The sequence below is a fragment of the Klebsiella sp. H-Nf2 genome (assembly GCF_002806645.1).
GTDB classification, from domain to species: Bacteria; Pseudomonadota; Gammaproteobacteria; order Enterobacterales; family Enterobacteriaceae; genus Klebsiella; species Klebsiella variicola.
On the sequence record NZ_PIBL01000001.1, the window covers coordinates 1,164,531 to 1,183,124 of the forward strand.

Here is an 18,594-nt window from a genome sequence, read left to right on the forward strand (position 1 = left end):
TTATCCTTGTGATTGAAAGACGAAGTTGCCGGCTGCCAGCCAGGCGCTGTCGCTCTGTGGGGTATGTACCCGTCCGCAGAGCACATTGCGGTAGTGGCGTTCCAGCGGGTTCTGTCGGCTCAGGCCATGATTGCCGGTCAGCTCGAGCGCAATATTCACCGCCTGAATGGCGTTGTCGGTGATGGTGACTTTCGCCAGATTGGCCTCGATGGCGGAAAAGCGCAGCGCGGCGGCCTGCTCCAGCAGGCTGCGGTTGACCAGCAACAGCCCGGCGATCTGCCCGACTTTCTCCTGCACCCGTGGCAGACGAGAGAGGGGATGCCCGAGACCGGCGGGTACCCGCCCCGCCAGCCACCTCACCAGCCAGTCGTGAGCGGCGTGGGCAATGCTGTCATAGATCGCCGCCAGTAGCGCCGTCTGCCGGTTGGCGAACAGGCGAAACGGTTCGGCCTCCGCGGCGGGTGGCGCATCGGCCGGCCAGACATCCACCGCGTGCTCTGCCGCCACCCGCACGTGGTTAAAAATGACTTCATGGCTGCCGGTGGCCCGCATCCCGGCGTGATCCCAGCTTTTCACCACGCTGATACCCGGGCTGTCGCCAGGCACCAGCCAGGTGCCCACCAGCGGCGGGTTATCATCGCTTCTGGCCCACACCGCCAGCCAGCGCAACCCTTCAATGCCGGTGGTATAAATTTTATGGCCGCTGATGTCCCAGCCCTCCGCGCGACGGGTCGCCACGGTGTCCGGCAAGCCGCCCCGCGCCGGGGAGCCCAGCTCCGGCTCGACGCGCAGGCTGTTGATCAGGCCACCGTGTTCGACAGCATCGTGAAAAACCTGCTGGCGCAGCGGCGCGTGCCAGGCGTCGTTTTCCGCCAGCCGCAAATGGTGCAGATACTGCATGCAGACGATCAGCGCTGTCGCCGGCTCTCCCCAGGCGATGGCAGCGATGGCCTGCTGAAGCTGGGCCAGAGTGGCGCCCGCGCCGCCGCAGGATGGCGGCACGGCGAGACTTAACCAGCCTCCCGCGCGCAGAAGGTCGATATTACGCTGGGGAAACTCGCCGCTGGCATCAAGGCTGGCCGCCTGCTCCGCCATCTGCTGGCGGAGTGCCGTCAGCTGCCGGGCCCAGCCGTCGCGCTCAGGATGGATCACGATGCGCGCTCCGCCACCGCACGCCGCGCGGCTTTTTCCCCGGCGATCGGCAGCAGCGCCCGGCCATAGTCGGCCGCGTCGTTCAGCGGATCGAATCCGCGGATCAGGAAGTTACGCACGCCGAGGTCGTAGTAATCGAGCAGCGCATCCGCCACCTGCTCCGGGGTGCCCACCAGGGCGGTGGAGTTATGTCCGCCGCCCACCAGTTGGGCGATGCCGGTCCACAGACGTTTGTCCACCACCCTGCCCTGCGCCGCGGTGGCCCGCAGCCGCTGGGCGCCGATGCTGTCCGGTTTGGCTTTGAAACCCCCTCCGCGCTGTGCCGCCTGCTCGGTGGCGACGTGCAGGATATGCTCGGCTTTCTCCCAGGCTTCGGCTTCGCTGTCGGCGACAATCGGCCGGAACGAGACGCTGAAGCCGATATCACGCTGGTGTTTCGCCGCTTCGGCGCGCACGCGCTGGATGGTCTCGCCGGTTTGTGCCAGCGACTCGCCCCACAGGGCGAAGACGTCGGCATGTTTGCCGGCGACGGCGATGGCCGCTTCCGACGAGCCGCCGAAGTAGATGGGAAGATGCGGTTTTTGCAGCGGGCGAATGGCGGACCAGGCCTGCTCGGCCTGATAAAAATCGTTGTGAATATCCACCGGCTGCTCGCTGGTCCACACCTGGCGCACGGTGTCGAGGAAGGCGTCGGTGCGGGCGTAGCGCTGGTCGTGGTCGAGATAATCGCCATCCCGGCGCTGCTCGGCATCGTTGCCGCCGCTGATGATATGCACCGCCAGCCGGCCCCCCAACAGGTGCTCAAGGGTGGCGAATTTGCGCGCGGCGAGGGTTGGCGAAACAAAACCGGGGCGATGAGCCAGCAGGTAATGGATTTTCTGCGTCGACAGCCCGGCCAGGGCCGTCACTAGAAAGCCGTCGGGTTGATCGGACCAGTGGCCGACCAGCAGACGATCAAACCCAGCGGCTTCATGGGTTTGCGCAAAGCGAACGATATAGTCGCGGTCAAAGATCGGCCCCACCGGGGCAATCGTTTCGGAAGAGAGGCGGTGGCCAATCATGCCGAGAAACTGAATGCTCATGAACAACTCCTTGCGTCAGGGTAATGGAGTGGCCGCGACAGCGGCGCTGGTCATTACCCTATACAGAGTGTGTTAATGAGCAAAATGCATTTTTATCATATCTTAATATGCTGAATTAGCATTAAACAAAAATGCATAGTGCTTTCAGTCGGATACTGTCAGCTGCTGTACCACTTTGCTGGCGAAAAAGGTCAGCGGCGGCTGCAGGTTTGCCAGATACTGGGCGTGGATCAGCCACAGTGAGACCGCAGGCTGAAAATCGCTGAGGTTGAGGACCGCGATCTCGTCCCGCCACGGGCTGCTGGCCAGCGCCGCCCGCGGCACCAGACCCAGCCCCTGTCCCTGCGCCACCAGCGCTATCTGCAGCTGCGCGCCCGCGCTCTCGACATTAAGCTTCAACCTCAATCCCTGACTCTGCAGCTCGCGAATGAGCCCGGCGCGCAGACCACAGCCGTCGGGGTTAAGGATCCAGCCCTGTTCGGCGCACTCCCGCAGGGATGACGCGCGCAAATTCAAACGCCGGCCGACGATCGGCACCACCTCCAGGGGACACAGCAGCCGTCCGCTGTAGCCCTCGGCGAAGCTTTGCTGGGCCGGCCCCATCGCCAGCATGCCGTCCAGCTCGCCGTTTTCCAGCCGACGCTGCAGCTGTCCGCTCCAGCCGCAGGTGATCTGCGGCGACAGTCCGGGAAACTGCTGGCTCAGCGCTGACAGCGCCGCCGGCAGGGCAATCTCGCTGAGACTCTGCGGCACGCCGAGACGCAGCGCGCCGCGCGGCTCGCCTTCCGGATCCAACAGGCTGTAGAGTTTTTTCGTCTCACGCTTAATGCTCAGACACTGCTCGTACACCCGGTGTCCGGCGGCAGTCAGGGTCAGCGGGCGGGTCTGGCGCTCCAACAGTGTCACGTTCAGCTCCTGCTCCAGGCGCTGCAGGCGCCGGGTGATGGCCGACTGGGTGATCCCCAGATATTCCGCGGCCTGATTGAGGGACGAAAACTGCACCGTGGCCAGCAAAGCGTCAATATCGTCAATGCGCATAGGATCCTTATGTGAAATTTGCATATTAATATATGCATAAATTGCATTTTAATAATATTAACGCCTCTGTTAGCGTTTTGACCAGTCCCTCTGACAGGAACCGCACATGACTGCACCACGACTGGAAAAATTACGCCATTTCATTCATGAGGTAGACCGCCTGCACCGTGAACACCACCAGACCGCCCCGCTGCTTGACGCCGTGGCGCAGCGACTGGCGGCGCTGGTGCGTTACGACGACTGGCTGCCGGAAGAGTACACCCTGCCGCATCCGCACCATTACCAGCAGTATCTGCTGCATGCCGACTCCGGGGAGCGCTTCTCGATTGTCAGCTTCGTCTGGGGACCGGGGCAAGCGACGCCGATCCATGACCACCGGGTGTGGGGGGCCATTGGTATGCTGCGCGGCGCGGAAGAGAATCAACGCTACCAACTGGATGCCGATGGTATACCGCGCGCGCTGGGCGCCGCCACGCTTCTGGAAGCAGGCCAGGTGGAGAAAGTCTCCGCTGACGATGGCGATATTCATCGCGTCAGCAATGCGCTGGCGGATCGCGTCTCCATCAGCATTCACATCTACGGCGGCAATATCGGCGCGGTGAAGCGCGCCGTGTATACCCCGGAAGGACAGCAGAAACCGTTTATCTCCGGCTACTCCAACCGCCATTTACCCAATATCTGGGATTCCTCCCGCGAACATCAAGGATAACCACTATGTCCACCTACGCTTATCGCCAGGCCGCCGAGATCCGCCAGGCACTGCTCGATCGTCGTGAACTGGCGCTGATCGACGTCCGGGAAGAGGCCGATTTCGCCACCGATCATCCGCTGTTTGCCGTCAATCTGCCGCTCAGCAAACTGGAGCTGGAGGTCCGCCGGCGGATACCGCGCTTCACCACCCCGCTCACCATCTACGACAACGGCGAAGGTCTGGCGGAGATCGCCGTCGAACGGCTGCGGGCCTGGGGCTATCAGGATGTGGCCCTGCTGACAGAGGGGCTCGCCGGCTGGCGCCGCAGCGGCGGCGAGCTGTTTCAGGACGTCAACTCCGCCAGTAAAGCCTTTGGTGAACTGGTGGAAAGCGTGCGTCACACGCCGTCGCTCAGCGCCCAGGAGGTTCAGGCGCTCATCGACAGCCAGCAGGAGGTGGTGATCGTCGACGCCCGGCGCTTCGATGAGTACCAGACCATGAGCATCCCCGGCAGCATCAGCGTGCCCGGCGGCGAGCTGGCCCTGCGGGTAGAGAGCCTGACGCCCTCCCCGCAGACGCCGGTTATCGTCAACTGTGCCGGACGCACCCGCAGCATCATCGGCACCCAGTCGCTGATCAACGCCGGCGTGCCAAACCCGGTCCATGCCCTGCGCAATGGCACTATCGGCTGGACGCTGGCCGGCCAGACGCTGGCGCACCAGCAACAGCGGCAATACGATCCCTCCGCCCGCGCCTCCGGCGCCCGGGCCGCTGAGGTGGCGCATCTTGCCGAACGGGCCGGGGTGGCAGTCATCGATGAGGCCACGCTGCAACGCTGGCTGCAGCAGAACGACCGCACTACCTTCCTGTTTGATGTCCGCAGCCCCGAGGAGTACGCGGCGGGTCACTATCCCGGCAGCCTGAGCGCGCCAGGCGGCCAGCTGGTGCAGGAGACCGATCACTTCGCCAGCGTACGAGGGGCGCGAATTGTGCTGCTGGATGACGATGGCATCCGGGCGGCGATAACCGGCTCGTGGCTGGCGCAGATGGGCTGGGAGACGGCGCGGCTGAGCGCGCTGTCGGCCAGCCAGCTGAGCGAACGCGGGGTGCCGGCCGCCGAGGTGCCGCCCGGCCCGCAGGCGGAGGAGATAAGCCCGGCGCAGCTGGCGCAACAGCTGGACGAACCCGGTACGGTGGTGCTCGATTTCACCACCAGCGCCAACTTTGTCGCTCGCCATATCCCCGGCGCGTGGTGGCTAACGCGCTCGCAGCTGCGCCAGGCCCTGGACGTGATCCCTCCCGCCCAACGTTACGTGGTGACCTGCGGCAGCAGTCTGCTGGCCCGCTACGCGGTGCCGGAGGTGGCGGCCTTGACCGGTAAACCGGTGCAGTTGCTCACCGGCGGGACGCTGGCGTGGATCGCCGCCGGTCTGCCGCTGGCGCATGGCGACAGTGGCCTCGCCGTCGAGCGCCGTGACCGCTATCGTCGTCCGTACGAAGGAACCGATAATTCCGCCGAGGCCATGCAGGCCTATCTGGAGTGGGAGTATGGCCTGGTGGATCAGCTGGCCCGCGACGGCACCCACGGTTTTCGGGTGCTCTAGCGCGAGCGCGCCTCAGGCCTCGCGCAGGATCCACGAATACTGAAAGCTCTTCGGCGCCGGAAAATGGGTCCGGCGCCGGTAGGAGCCCAGCGACTGCGGGGTGCAGTAGGTGCAACTCCCCAGCCATTCAACGCTCGCCGGCGACACTCCCGCCTCTGCGAAGATCGCTTCGGCAAAGGCGCGCAGATCAAACCACAGGTTATCGCTGCCGCGTGCGGCGGCTTTGAGCGGATCGCTGACCGGGCCCGAACGGGAATGAAACAGCCGCTGGCGATGGCGGGCCACCCGATCACCGCCGGGCTGGTCCAGCAGTTGCTGATAAAATGCGGCGGAGACTTCGTAACAGCAAGGGTGAATATGCGGCCCCACGGCGATGACCAGATCGGCCAACGCCACCCCCTGCTGGCGAAAACAGGCCAGACTATTGTCGACAATACCGCTGGCCAGCCCCTGCCAGCCGGCATGCACGCTACAGACGAAGCGACCGTCGCGCGAGGCGATCAGCAGCGGCAGACAGTCGGCGGTCACCACCCCCACTTTTTGCCCGGCCACCGCGGTAAACACCGCGTCGGCGTGCGGGCGCGTCGGCAGCGGCTGCTGATAATGATGAACCTCATTACCATGCACCAGCTTCACCGGAGCCAGCTCGGCATAGGGAAAGGCGGCGGTTTCATGGACATCGAGAAAAGCGTGGCGGATGCCAGGGATAGCATTGAGCAAACGGGAGGTGTAAGCCATAGGGACGATAAGCGACAGGGAATGATGTCTTACCATAGGCCAGGTGACGCGGACAGGCAAGGCGGCGGCCCGGCATTTTTTTGCCAGACCGCCGGATGCGTCTCAGACAATCGCGGCGCGCTGCTGGCGATGCATCAGCCAGAACACCGCCACCCCAGCCAGCACAATGCCCGGCGCCGAGGCCGCCATCACCCCGACGGTGCCGGTGCCGAGAGCCAGCATCTTGCCGGCCAGCAGCGGGCCGCTCATCGCCCCAAGACGGCCCACCGCCACGGCGGTGCCGACCCCGGTGGCGCGGATCGCTGCGGGGTAAAAAAGCGGCGCCAGGGCATAGAGTACGCTCTGGCCGCCGGTGGCAAACAGCCCGGCGACAAACCCCGCCAGCAGCATTCCGTTCAGCGACGACGCGCTGCCCAGCGCCAGCAGGGAAGCCAGAATCCCGCTGTAGATCAGGAGCGACATCCGCAGCGGGGTGAGCTTATCCATTAGCACTCCCAGCAGCAGCGTGCCGCAGGCGGCGCCGATCTGCAGAGAGAACATCACCCCCGCCGCCTGGCTGGCGCGGAATCCCTGGCCCACCAGCAGCATCGGCAGCCAGTTGATCAGCATATAGACCACCAGCAGGGTGAAAAAATAACCCAGCCACAGCAGCAGGGTGGCGGCGGCCTGGCCCGGGGCAAACAGAGTGCGCAGCGGCACGCTGGCCTCCGCGCGCTGAAACGCCTGCGACTCCGGTAGCCAGCGCATCAGCAGCGGGATCAGCAGTAACGGGACCACGCCGCCAATCCAGAAAATAGTCTGCCAGGCCGCGGCGAGACCGGAAAAGCCCAGCGCCGCCGCCAGCGCGGCGCCAATGGGCACGCCGCAGTACATCAGGCTTACCGCCCGGCCGCGGAAGCGTGAGCCAGCGGCTTCCGAGGTTAAGGCAATCAGGTTCGGCAATGCCGCCCCGAGCCCGACGCCGGTGAGCAGGCGCGCCAGCAGCAGCGTCGGGAAGCTCCATGCCACCGCGGTGGCCAGCGAGAACAGGCCAAACAGCAGCACCGACCCCAGCAGAATGCGCTTGCGTCCGTGGCGATCCGCCAGCATGCCGCCCACCAGCGCGCCGGGTAGCAGGCCGAGGATCCCGGCGCTGAAGATCCAGCCCATCTGCATTTTATCCAGCGCAAAGGCCTGCGCCATGCCGACGGCGGCAATCCCCGCCGCCTGCAGATCCAGCCCTTCCATCAGGGCCACCATAAAACAGAGCCCGATGGTGAGCACCAGGCGCGAGGGGTTTGCAGTCGTTATCTTGGTCATAGGGTACCTTGGCGATAGCCGAACAAACGGAGCAGGTGACTGGCGGCTGATGCTTTGTCAGCCGCGCGTTTTTCGTTATTTATTGCGGTTAAGCAGATCCAGCGCGACGTCGACGATCATATCCTCCTGACCGCCAACCATCCGCCGCTTACCCAGCTCGACGAGAATATCCACCGCGCTGAGGCCATAGCGCTCGGCCGCCGCTTCGCTGTGGCGCAGGAAGCTGGAGTAGACCCCGGCGTAGCCCAGCGCCAGCGTTTCGCGGTCGACACGCACCGGCCGGTCCTGCAGCGGCCGCACCAGATCATCGGCCGCGTTCATCAGGGCGTAGAGATCGGTGCCATGCTGCCAGCCGAGCTTGTCGGCGGCGGCAATAAACACCTCCAGCGGCGCATTGCCCGCCCCCGCGCCCATCCCGGCCAGGCTGGCGTCAATGCGATCGCACCCCTCTTCCACCGCGGCGATAGAGTTCGCCACCCCGAGGCTCAGGTTATGGTGGGCATGCATCCCGGTGGCGGTCTCCGGCTTCAGCACCGCCTTCAGGGCACGGAAACGGTCGCGAATGTCGTTCATGTTCATCGCCCCGCCGGAATCCACCACATAGATACAGGTCGCGCCATAAGATTCCATCTTCAGCGCCTGCTGCGCCAGTGCCTGCGGGGAGATCATATGGCTCATCATCAGAAAACCGACGGTGTCCATTCCCAGCTCGCGGGCAAAGGCAATATGTTGCGCCGCGACGTCCGCTTCGCTGCAGTGGGTGGCGACCCGCACCACCCGCGCTCCGGCCTGATACGCCGCTTTCAGATCGTGCAGCGTGCCGATGCCCGGCAGCAGTAAGGTGGCGATTTTCGCCTGGCTGACCACCTCCGCCGCCGCTTCAATCCACGCGATGTCGCTGTGAGCGCCAAAGCCGTAGTTGAAGCTGGATCCCTGCAGGCCATCGCCATGGGCCACTTCGATGGAGTCGACCCCAGCCTTATCCAGCGCGCCGGCGATCTGCTGCACCTGCGCCAGGGAATACTGGTGACGAATGGCGTGCATGCCATCGCGCAGCGTCACGTCCGAGATATAAAGTTTTTTACCGTTCATGCTGTCGCTCCCGCCGCACTGTGCATTGCCCCGGCCATTTGCTCCGCCGTCGCCAGCGCCGCCGAGGTCATAATATCGAGGTTGCCCGCGTACGCTGGCAGATAGTGCGCCGCCCCTTCCACTTCGAGGTAAACCGCGGTTTTCAGGCCGGAAAAACAGCCGACGCCGGGCAGGTTTACCGGCTTATCCTCGGGGATAACCTCAAACTGCACCTGCTGCTTCAGCCGGTAGCCTGGGACGTAAGCCTGCACTGCCGCCGCCATTTCGGCGATCGAGGCGGCAATGGCCTCCTGCGACGCCAGCTCGCTCAGGACGTAGACGGTATCGCGCATCATCAGCGGCGGCTCCGCCGGGTTCAGCACGATAATCGCTTTGCCCTTGCCCGCGCCGCCGACTTTTTCAATCGCCTGCGAGGTGGTTTCGGTGAATTCGTCAATATTGGCCCGCGTGCCCGGCCCGGCGGATTGGCTGGCGATCGAGGCCACAATCTCCGCGTAATGCACCTTCGCCACTCGCGAGACCGCGGCGACCATCGGGATGGTCGCCTGCCCGCCGCAGGTCACCATATTGACGTTGCCCTGATGGAGATTGGCCGCGAGGTTGACCACCGGTACGCAGTACGGGCCAATCGCCGCCGGCGTCAGGTCGATGACGCGGATCCCCGGCTTCGCTTCGCGCAGCGCGGCATCGTTTTTGATGTGCGCCCCAGCGCTGGTGGCGTCAAAAACAAAATCGATGTCGGCAAATTCCGCCATCTGCATCAGGCCGCCCACCCCTTCATGGGTGGTCGCGACGCCCATGCGCCGGGCGCGGGCCAGGCCATCCGACTGCGGGTCGATGCCGACCATCACCGCCATCTCCAGATGTTGGCCGTGGCGCAGGATTTTAATCATTAAATCGGTGCCGATATTCCCGGAGCCGATAATGGCGACTTTACGTTTACGCATCATGATGTCCTTCTCCGGCGGCGACGAAACGTGCCGCGACTGAGCCAATACCTTCGATATGGGCGACAAAGCTGTCCCCTTCGTTAATCGCCACCATCGGGCCTAACGCCCCGGTCAGCACGATATCTCCCGCCCGCAGCGGTTCGCCAAGGCTGGCCAGCTTGCGCGCCAGCCAGACTGCGGCGTTCAGCGGATGTCCCAGGCACTCGCTGCCGCGACCGCTGGAGACCAGCTCCTGGTTGCGGGTCATGTGCATGGCGCACTGCTTCAGATCCAGTCCCGCCGGGCGCTGCGCCGGGCCGCCAATGACGTACAGGCCGCAGGAGGCGTTATCGGCGACGGTGTCGACAAAGCCGATTGACCAGTCGCGAATGCGGCTGCCCACCACCTCCAGCGCTGGCAGCACCCATTCGATGGCGTTATACAGTTCATCAAAAGTGGTATCGGCATGCGGCAGATCCTGCTTCAGCACCAGGGCGATCTCGGCCTCCACTTTGGGCTGCAGCACGCGACCAAACGGCACCTCGGCGTTGTCGCCGTAGCACATGTCGGCAAACAGAGTGCCGAAGTCCGGCTGATTGACGCCCAGCTGCTGCTGCACTTTGGGATGGGTCAGGCCCACCTTGCGGCCCACCACCCGCCGGCCATGGGCCACGTGATGCTGAACGTTCAGACGCTGGATGGCGTAGGCAGCGTCGGCGTTGTCGACGCCGAGGATATCGCGCAGCGGGGCGATCGCCTGGCCGGTCTGTTCGGCATCGCGCAACTGCCGGGCCAGCGCGTCAAGAGAAAAAGTCATCATTAACTCCTTAAGCCCGTGCGAGGAAATTGAGCACCAGCTGATTAAAACTGTCGGCATGTTCCCACTGCGCCCAGTGGCCGCAGTCGCGGTAAATATGCAGTTCCGAACCGGCGATCCCGGCGAGCAGGCGCAGCCCGGCGTCCATCGGCACGAAGCGGTCGTTGCGTCCCCAGACGATCAGGGTTGGCGCGCTGATTTCGCCCAGCCGCGGGCCAAAGTCAGGAAACTGCTTCGGGTTGGCTTCGAGGCTTTTGACGAAGTTGTCCAGATGATCGCGGCGCGACAGCATATTGTTGAGACGCGCCTCGAACAGCGCCTCGGTGAGGTCGCGGGTGTCGAAGACGAAGATGCTCATCATCTTCTTCAGGTTTTCTATGGTCGGCTCGCGGTACAGGGCGTTCAGCAGCTTGATGCCCTCCGTCGGCATCGGCGTGAACAGGCTCATGCCGCCGGTCCCCCCGCCCATCAGCACCAGCTTAGCCACCCGCTCCGGCCAGCTCAGAGTGAAGGCCACCGCGCTATGGCCGCCCATCGAGTTGCCCAGCAGATGGACTTTATCGATCCCCAGCTGATCGACCACGCTTTTCAGAATGCGGGCGTTGAGATCCGAACGCGAGCCGCTGTTAACGATCGAATCGCTCTTTCCCCACCCCGGACAGTCGAGGAGCAGCACGCGATAGCCCGCCTCGACCAGCGGGTCAATATTGCGGCTGAAGTTGGCCCAGCCGGTGGCTCCCGGCCCGGATCCGTGCAGCATGACCACAGTCTCTTTCCCGTCGCCGCAGTCATTGATATGGATGCGCAGCGCGCGGTCCCCCTCGTCGACATTGAGGAATCGGCTGGTGGCGGCTTCGGTTTGCGGTTGATAGCTCATGTTAGTCTCCCGGTTAATCAAATCTCGGTGGTGGCGCTCAGCGAGCCGAACCCGGCGATCCACTCGGGGATCGGTCGGTAATAGCGGCCTTCACTGCGCCAGCGGCCAAAAGCGGATAGCGCGGCAAAGGCGGCCACCCAGGTCTTAATTTCGTGCGTCGATTTGCCGGCCATCGCCGACAGCTCGTCGTTGCCGATCGCATCCAGTTCCGCCAGCCGCCCCTGCTCCAGCAGACTCATAAAGCGGTTGTCCCAGACCGGGTTGAGGGGATGGAGCGAGTGCGGGTCTTCAGTAAACCGCCTGGCGGCGTTGATCACCCGCTGCTGGCGCAGTTCGCGTTCGTCCGGCGGCAGCTGTTTGCCGCCGCCGAGCAGGCGATCGCGGAGATGGGCGTCGGCTTTCGCCAGCTCCGGCACCGGCGGCTGGTGCGAGAGTCCGCCCGAGCCGAGGATCAGCACCCGCTTATTGAGGGTGTTGAGGAAGCGGCCCATCGCCTCGCCCAGCAGCCGGGTACGTTGAAAACCCGGCAGCGGCGTGGCGACGCCGTTAATAAACACCGGCAGCACCGGCAGGCGATCCAGGCCGCCCAGCAGAAATTCCAGCGGCTGGGCGAAGCCATGGTCCACCTGCATGTTGTACGACACCGCCAGATCGATACCGCTGTTGATCACGGCGTGGGCGCAGGCTTCCGCCAGCTCGGTCGGCACCGGCAGGTCGCCGGCGGCGCTGGCGAAGTCGCCGATGGCGGTGGCGCCGACGCCGAGGCAGAACGGCGGCATCACGTCATAGAAAAAACCGTTGTAGTGATCGGGGGCGAAGAGCACCACCAGCTCGGGATCGAAGGCGGCGATCCGCCGCCGGGCGTCAGCAATCACCCCGTTCACTTCATCAAGGACCGCCTGCTCCGGGTCGACGAATCCCACCAGCGGAGTGTGGGAGAGACAGTGCAAATAGGCATGCATATCAGGCCACCTTCTCTTCAGCGTGGGCGGTGTCTCCGACCGCGAGAGTGATTTTTTCCGCCAGCGCGGTCAGCTGCGCGCCGAGGGTCTGCGGGATGGCGAGAGCGGCGACAAAGCGGTCCGGTCTGACCACGGCAATGGCGGTGTTATGCTGAGCAAACCAGCTCTTCAGGCGATTTTGCGTATCGCCCACCCGCAACGTACCGGGGGCGTTATCCTGCTCGCGATGGATCTGCACCTCCGGCACCACCTGGATAAAGCGCACCCCGGCCGCGCGCCAGCGGGCGATCTGCCCGGCGTCGAGCCCCCACTGCGGGTTGCAGCCCCAGCCGATAATGGCGAAATTCGCGCCGATGACGTCGTCGAGCAGCACGCTCTCGCCGCTCTCCAGCGTCACCTGCGGTTGAATAAACATTTTGCCCACCGGCGAGGTTTTGCTGGCGCCGTCGGTCAGCAGCGCCCCCTCGCGGTACTGCGGCATCGGCTTAAAGCGCATTTCGAGGAAGTAGCGCTTCACCGGCGGCAGGTAGTTCAGCAGCCAGGAGAGACCGTCGCGCACGGCCCCCTGCCAGCGCTTCGGCGGCGCCAGCACGTGGCCGGCGGTGACCGACAGATCAATCATCGCTTTCGCGTGGTCGCGGCGCTCCTGCTGGTAGCTGTCGAGCAGCGCCTCTCCCGCTTTACCGTTGACCACCAGCGCCAGCTTCCACGCCAGGTTGAAGGCGTCGCGCATGCCGCTGTTGTACCCCTGGCCCTGCCAGACCGGCATGATGTGCGCCGCATCGCCGGCCAGCAGCACCCGGTCAATGCGAAAGCGTTCGGCAAGGCGGGCGTTATGGGTATACACCCGCTGGCGGATCAGCTCGACGCGATCCGGGTCCGGCAGTACTTTGCTCAGCAGACGACGCATATTGTGCGGCTCGCTGAGCTGGGCTTCGGTTTCTCCGGGCATCACCATAAATTCAAAGCGGCGCACGCCATGGGGCAGCGCGGCGGAAACGTAGGGTCGCACCGGGTCGCAGCACAGGTAAACGTGCGGGGTGGCCAGCGGGTCGTTGGCGATATCGATGACGATCCACTGATTCGGCGCGGTCTTGCCTTCGAAAGGCACGTTCAGCGTGCGGCGAATAAAGCTGGCGCCGCCGTCGCAGGCCACCAGCCAGTCAGCGCGCACCGTCTCCCGCTCGCCATCGGGCCCTTTGATATTTAACGTGACACCGTCACCGTTCTGGCTAAAGGCTTCCACTTCGCGGGAGAAGAGGCAGCGGACCTGCGGGAAACGCTGCAGACCGTGATACATCACCGCATCGACCTGCGGCTGAATGAAGGCGTTGCGCCGCGACCAGCCAAACTCATCGGTCATCGGCTGGATATCGGCAAAGCAGCGCCCCTTCGGGGTCAGAAAGCGCATGGCGTGCCACGGCGTGGTGTGCGGCAGCACGTCATTCACCAGTCCCACCGCCTGCATCGCCCGCAGGGATTCATCGTCAATGCCGATGGCCCGCGGGTAATCGATCAGTGTGTCGAGCTTTTCCACCAGCAGCACGCTGATGCCCATCTGGCCAAGGTAGTTGGCCATCATCAGGCCAACCGGACCGGCGCCGGCGATGGCGACCTGAGCGGTATGCTGCACGGCGGGTTGAATATCGGGTGTAGATGTTGTCATTCTCAGCGACCTCACGACTCGGAAACTGCCCGGCTGACAGGCAATTTGTTAATCATGTGTAAACGTATTTTTATAATGGGCTGAGTATAGGGCGGGGGTTTTCGGCTACAATCAAAATATCGCCGAATGTGCACCAGGTGCACAACGCTGTTTATAAAGCATTTTAAGGAAGGATTTATGCGTGACGATGGGTCCACTGAGTACAAAACGGTGCGCGGGTTAAGCCGGGGTTTATTGTTATTAAAATTGTTAAATAAATTCGACGGCGGCGCGACGCCGGGCCTGCTGGCGGAGTTTAGCGGCCTGCATCGCACCACCGTGCGCCGGCTGCTGGAGACGCTGCAGGAGGAGGGTTTTGTCCGCCGCAGCCGCTCCGATGACAGCTTCCGGTTGACCATTAACGTCCGCCAGCTGAGCGATGGATTTCGTGACGAACATTGGATTTCTGCCCTTGCCACACCGCTGCTCGGCGAGCTACTACGCGAGGTGCAATGGCCGACAGACATCACCACCCTCGACGTCGACGCCATGGTGGTGCGCGAGACCACCCACCGCTTCAGCCGGTTGTCGTTTCACCGCGCGATGGTCGGACGGCGGCTGCCGCTGCTGCTCACCGCCTCCGGGCTGACGTGGCTGGCCTTTGCCCCCGACGCGGAGCGCGACGCCATCGTCAGCATGCTGGCCGCCCGTCCGGAGGCTGAGTATCAGCTGGCCCGCGAACCGGAACGGCTGGCGGCGATCCTCGCCCGCACCCGCCAGAACGGCTACGGTGAAAACTTCCGCGGCTGGCAGCAGGAGGAGAAAATCGCCTCCATCGCCGTGCCGGTCTGCAGCCAGCAGCGGGTTATCGGCTGCCTGAACCTGGTCTATATCGCCAGCGCGATGACCATTGGGCAGGCGGCGCAGAAGCATCTTTCCGCCCTGCAGAGGGTGGCGAGCCAGATAGAGGCCCGCATGGAAGAGGAAGAAGTGTGGTACGAAATGCCTTGATCGTGATGAGGGTAAATGCGATCACCCATTGCGCCCGGCGTCGTTATATAATTTAATGCATAACGAATTTTTCACGTCATTCGGGCCACACCATGTCAAAACACCCCTTACTGCTGGGCCTGACGCTGCTCAGCGCCAGCCTGTTCACCGGCCAGGCCTTTGCCAACCGCACCGTCACCGACCAGCTGGGTCGCCAGGTCACCCTCCCCGACCACGTCACCCGCGTCGTGGTTCTGCAGCATCAGACGCTCAACCTGCTGGTGCAACTGCATGCCGCCGAGGATATCGTCGGCGTCTTAAGCAGCTGGAAAAAACAGCTCGGGCCGCAGTTCGCCCGCTTTATGCCCGAGATCGGGCAACTGGCGACGCCGGGCGATCTCACCCAGGTCAATATTGAAAGCCTGCTGGCGCTGCGTCCGCAGGTGGTTTTTGTCGCCAACTATGCGCCGCCGGCGATGATCGCGCAGATCCAACAGGCCGGGATCCCGGTGGTGGCCATCTCGCTGCGCCAGGACGCCGCGGGTGAAAAAAATAAAATGAACCCCGCCATGGCAGACGAAGAGCAGGCCTATAACGCCGGGCTGGTGGAGGGGATCCGCCTTATCGGCGAGGTCGTCGAACGCCAGCCCGAGGCCGAGGCGCTGATTCACTACACCTTCGAGGCGCGCAAACAAGCCAATGCGCCGGTGGCCGATATTCCACCGAACCAGCGGGTGCGGGTGTATATGGCCAACCCCGATCTGAATACCTACGGCGCCGGTAAATACACCGGGCTGATGATGGCGCACGCCGGGGCGCTGAACGTGGCGGCCGCCAGCGTAAAAGGCGCCCGTCAGGTGTCGCTGGAGCAGGTGCTGGAGTGGAACCCGCAGGTGATCTTCGTCCAGGACCGTTATCCGCAGGTGGTCAAACAGATAGAGAACGATCCGCAGTGGCAGGCGATCGATGCGGTGAAACACCACCGCGTGTGGCTGATGCCGGAGTACGCCAAAGCCTGGGGTTACCCGATGCCGGAGGCCCTGGCGCTGGGCGAGCTGTGGATGGCGAAAAAACTCTATCCTTCGCGCTATCAGAACATCGATGTGGACCGTAAAGCCAGGGAATACTATCAGCGTTTTTACCGCGTGGCGTGGACGCCAGATGCGCGCTAACCTCCATCCCTGGCGGTTGCAGGGTAGCCTGGCGCTGGCGACGCTGGCGATCGCGGTCGCCTCGCTCTGTTTCGGCCAGTACCCGTTAAGCCTGCGCGTCGTTGGGCACACCCTGGTCCATCTGCCGCCAGGTGAAGGGGTGATCGGGCAGATCGTCTGGTCGGTTCGCCTGCCGCGCGTGGTCATGGCCCTGCTGGCCGGGGGCGCGCTGGGGCTGTGCGGCGCCACCTTGCAGGGCGTGTTCCAGAACCCGCTGGTGGACCCACACATCATCGGGGTGACCGCCGGCTCCGCCTTCGGCGGTACGCTGGCGATCCTGTTGGGCGTCGGCAGTCTGCTGATGATGGCCTCGACCTTTTTCTTCGGCCTCATCGCGCTGGGGCTGATTTACGCCCTCGCCGCCCTGCAGGGGCGGGACAGCACGCTGGGGCTGATTCTGTCCGGGATCATTCTCAGCGGCTTCTTCGCCGCGCTGGTCAGCCTGATGCAGTACCTCGCCGATAGCGAAGAGACGTTACCGAACATTGTTTTCTGGCTGCTCGGCAGCTTCGCGACCGCCAGCTGGCATAAGGTACTGCTTATGTTCCTGCCCATGGCGGTGGCCGCCGGAGTGCTGTGGAAGCTGCGCTGGCGAATCAACCTGCTGGCCCTGGAGGAACGCGATGCCCGCAGTCTTGGCGTACCGGTGGCCGCGCTGCGTCGCGGCGTGCTGGTGTGCTGTGCGGTGCTGGTGGCAGCCCAGGTGGCGGTCAGCGGCAGCATCGCCTGGATGGGTCTGGTGGTCCCGCACCTCGCCCGCCTGCTGGTGGGCGCTGACCATCGTCGCCTGCTGCCTACCGCCTTCTGGCTTGGCGCCGCCCTGATGCTGGTGGTGGACGATCTGGCGCGCACGCTGACCCAGGCGGAAATCCCGATCGGGATCATAACTGCCCTGCTCGGGGCGCCGCTGTTTACCGTGTTGCTGGTGCAATCCCGACGCCGGAGTACCGCCCGATGAACAGCTCATTATCGCTGGAAGCGCTACGCTACGGCCACCGTCAGCCGCTCTTCGCCCCGCTCACGCTGGCCTGCCGGCCCGGTGAGATCTGGGCGGTGCTGGGCGCCAATGGCCGGGGAAAAAGTACCCTGCTGGACACCCTGACCGGCGTGTTGCCGCCGCTGGGCGGCCAGGTGCAGTGTGAGGGCGGCGTCGCCCTGGTCCCGCAGTCGTTTCGTCCCGCTTTTCGCTGGCGCGTGAGCGATGTGGTGCTGATGGGCCGCGCCCGTCATGTGGATCTCTTTGCCCAGCCGGGCGAGGAGGATGCCCGGCGGGTTGAGAACGCGCTGGCGCAGCTGGGGATTGCCGCCCTGGCCGGGGATGACTTCGGCGCCCTCTCCGGCGGCCAGCAGCAGCTGGTGCTGATTGCCCGCGCGCTGGTCAGCGCCAGCCAGAATATCCTGCTGGATGAGCCCTGCTCGGCGCTGGACCTCAGTAACCAGCAGGTGGTATTGCAGCTGATCGGCGACCTCGCTCACCGCCAGGCACGCACCGTCCTGTTCACCACCCATGATCCAAACCATTCGCTGCAGGTGGCCAGCCATACGCTGCTGCTTCTGCCGGAGGGCCAGTGGCTGGCAGGCGAGACCGCCGACGTGCTGAGCGAAACGCACCTCCGGCAAGCGTACGGCCTGCCGGTACGTCTGATCTACCATCCAGCGTCCGCGTCCCCTCTGCTGGCGCCGGGGTTTACTCTGCGTCGCTGAACGGCATAAAACCCGCCTGCCGGAGATACCTCTGGCCAACGTCGCCGAGGATAAAGCGATACAGGGCCAGCGCGGCGGGATCCGCCCTGAGGCGCGCCAGCTGGTAATCGCAGCGAATATTCCACGGCGCCGGGATGGTCAGGGTACGCAGATCGTCGCAGGCGGCCAGCGCGGGGCCATAGTGCGCGTAGCCGATAAACAGATCCGCCAGATTCTGGCGAATAAGCCACGCGCCGGCTATCTCGCCCGGCGGCACGCTCAGTGAGTCTCTACCGCCGACCCGCGGCTGCGCCCGCCCGGCTATCGCGTTGCCCAACCCAGGATAGTGCGCCTCAATTCGGGCAAACAGTTGCCAGGTATAATCTCCCGACGGATCGCATCCCGGCGTGGAGGTCGCCAGCCGCAGGCGGGGCGTGCTGAGCAGCGCCAGCCAGTCCAGGCCATCGTTGTCCGGCGACCGCCGGGCGGTCAGCATCAGCTGGTTGCCGGCAAATCCCTGGCATTCCTGCGCCAGACCGGCCTGCAGCAGCGCCTGCGGGTGCGCCGCGTTGGCGGACGCAAAAACCGCGCACGGCGCCCCGGCCTCGATCCGCTCGCGCAGCAGGCCGGCAGGGCCAAACTGCGCATCGACCGCCAGGCCAGTGTGCTGCTGAAAATGCGCCACCAGCGGCAGGAAAGCGCTTCTCAGGCTTCCCGCCGCCAGCAGCGTGAGAGGAGTGGACATCATAGATAGTCGCTATAAACCGGATAATATAACGCTATA

The 18,594-nt window shown here is 64.3% G+C and carries 17 protein-coding genes and 1 pseudogene; 6 read left to right on the forward strand and 12 right to left on the reverse strand.

The window, feature by feature from the left end; genetic code table 11:
* The 3 genes and pseudogenes from CWM58_RS05800 to CWM58_RS05810 all read right to left on the reverse strand — a co-directional run bounded on the left by CWM58_RS05800 (window position 1) and on the right by CWM58_RS05810 (window position 3,272).
* Window positions 1-1,152: an acyl-CoA dehydrogenase family protein gene (locus CWM58_RS05800; RefSeq protein ID WP_165785697.1), complete on the reverse strand. Its 1,152-nt coding sequence runs from the start codon at window positions 1,150-1,152 to the stop codon at window positions 1-3.
* A pseudogene (locus CWM58_RS05805) lies at window positions 1,139-2,234 on the reverse strand (LLM class flavin-dependent oxidoreductase). Before CWM58_RS05805 ends, CWM58_RS05800 begins: the two are co-directional and overlap by 14 nt.
* A gap of 144 nt (window positions 2,235-2,378) precedes the next feature.
* Entirely contained in the window at window positions 2,379-3,272 is an 894-nt protein-coding gene (locus tag CWM58_RS05810; protein ID WP_100630651.1) for a LysR family transcriptional regulator, read from the reverse strand.
* Between the two features lie 106 nt (window positions 3,273-3,378).
* Here CWM58_RS05810 and CWM58_RS05815 point away from each other — a divergent pair, with 106 nt between their 5' ends.
* Both CWM58_RS05815 and CWM58_RS05820 read left to right on the forward strand, forming a co-directional pair.
* Window positions 3,379-3,981, forward strand: a complete 603-nt coding sequence (locus CWM58_RS05815) for a cysteine dioxygenase (RefSeq protein ID WP_012541416.1) — start codon at window positions 3,379-3,381, stop codon at window positions 3,979-3,981.
* 5 nt (window positions 3,982-3,986) lie between these two features.
* A complete protein-coding gene (locus tag CWM58_RS05820) occupies window positions 3,987-5,567 on the forward strand; it encodes a rhodanese homology domain-containing protein (RefSeq protein WP_100680500.1) in 1,581 nt (526 codons plus the stop codon).
* 12 nt (window positions 5,568-5,579) lie between these two features.
* On the opposite strand, the gene CWM58_RS05825 is transcribed toward CWM58_RS05820, so the two are convergent.
* From CWM58_RS05825 to CWM58_RS05860, 8 genes are all read right to left on the reverse strand, one after another.
* On the reverse strand, window positions 5,580-6,305 hold the full coding sequence (locus CWM58_RS05825; RefSeq protein ID WP_032733197.1) for a polyphenol oxidase family protein: 726 nt from the start codon (window positions 6,303-6,305) through the stop codon (window positions 5,580-5,582).
* A 102-nt stretch (window positions 6,306-6,407) separates the two neighbouring features.
* Window positions 6,408-7,604, reverse strand: coding sequence for a 3-(3-hydroxy-phenyl)propionate transporter MhpT (gene mhpT, locus CWM58_RS05830; protein WP_100680501.1), 1,197 nt, complete (start codon window positions 7,602-7,604; stop codon window positions 6,408-6,410).
* A gap of 75 nt (window positions 7,605-7,679) precedes the next feature.
* On the reverse strand, window positions 7,680-8,696 hold the full coding sequence (gene mhpE, locus CWM58_RS05835; RefSeq protein WP_100680502.1) for a 4-hydroxy-2-oxovalerate aldolase: 1,017 nt from the start codon (window positions 8,694-8,696) through the stop codon (window positions 7,680-7,682).
* A complete protein-coding gene (gene mhpF / locus CWM58_RS05840) occupies window positions 8,693-9,643 on the reverse strand; it encodes an acetaldehyde dehydrogenase (protein ID WP_023297812.1) in 951 nt (316 codons plus the stop codon). Before mhpF ends, mhpE begins: the two co-directional genes overlap by 4 nt.
* On the reverse strand, window positions 9,636-10,442 hold the full coding sequence (mhpD, locus tag CWM58_RS05845) for a 2-keto-4-pentenoate hydratase (protein WP_100680503.1): 807 nt from the start codon (window positions 10,440-10,442) through the stop codon (window positions 9,636-9,638). Before mhpD ends, mhpF begins: the two co-directional genes overlap by 8 nt.
* Window positions 10,443-10,452: 10 nt before the next feature.
* Window positions 10,453-11,319, reverse strand: a complete 867-nt coding sequence (gene mhpC / locus CWM58_RS05850; RefSeq protein ID WP_100680504.1) for a 2-hydroxy-6-oxonona-2,4-dienedioate hydrolase — start codon at window positions 11,317-11,319, stop codon at window positions 10,453-10,455.
* A 17-nt stretch (window positions 11,320-11,336) separates the two neighbouring features.
* A complete protein-coding gene (mhpB, locus tag CWM58_RS05855; protein WP_100680505.1) occupies window positions 11,337-12,281 on the reverse strand; it encodes a 2,3-dihydroxyphenylpropionate/2,3-dihydroxicinnamic acid 1,2-dioxygenase in 945 nt (314 codons plus the stop codon).
* A gap of 1 nt (window position 12,282) precedes the next feature.
* A complete protein-coding gene (locus CWM58_RS05860; RefSeq protein WP_100680506.1) occupies window positions 12,283-13,947 on the reverse strand; it encodes a bifunctional 3-(3-hydroxy-phenyl)propionate/3-hydroxycinnamic acid hydroxylase in 1,665 nt (554 codons plus the stop codon).
* Window positions 13,948-14,124: 177 nt separating this feature from the next.
* Between CWM58_RS05860 and CWM58_RS05865 the strand changes: the two genes are divergently transcribed.
* The 4 genes from CWM58_RS05865 (at window position 14,125) to CWM58_RS05880 (ending at window position 17,831) form a co-directional block, all read left to right on the forward strand.
* Window positions 14,125-14,937: a DNA-binding transcriptional regulator gene (locus CWM58_RS05865; RefSeq protein ID WP_100680507.1), complete on the forward strand. Its 813-nt coding sequence runs from the start codon at window positions 14,125-14,127 to the stop codon at window positions 14,935-14,937.
* Between the two features lie 92 nt (window positions 14,938-15,029).
* Complete coding sequence (locus CWM58_RS05870) at window positions 15,030-16,088, forward strand: ABC transporter substrate-binding protein (RefSeq protein WP_100680508.1); 1,059 nt, start codon at window positions 15,030-15,032, stop codon at window positions 16,086-16,088.
* Complete coding sequence (locus CWM58_RS05875; RefSeq protein ID WP_100680509.1) at window positions 16,078-17,085, forward strand: FecCD family ABC transporter permease; 1,008 nt, start codon at window positions 16,078-16,080, stop codon at window positions 17,083-17,085. Before CWM58_RS05870 ends, CWM58_RS05875 begins: the two co-directional genes overlap by 11 nt.
* Window positions 17,082-17,831 (forward strand): ABC transporter ATP-binding protein, encoded by a 750-nt coding sequence (locus CWM58_RS05880; protein ID WP_100680510.1) that lies wholly within the window; start codon window positions 17,082-17,084, stop codon window positions 17,829-17,831. Before CWM58_RS05875 ends, CWM58_RS05880 begins: the two co-directional genes overlap by 4 nt.
* On the opposite strand, the gene CWM58_RS05885 is transcribed toward CWM58_RS05880, so the two are convergent.
* On the reverse strand, window positions 17,815-18,558 hold the full coding sequence (locus CWM58_RS05885) for a substrate-binding domain-containing protein (RefSeq protein WP_023340342.1): 744 nt from the start codon (window positions 18,556-18,558) through the stop codon (window positions 17,815-17,817). The genes CWM58_RS05880 and CWM58_RS05885 overlap by 17 nt on opposite strands.
* Window positions 18,559-18,594: the final 36 nt, after the last annotated feature.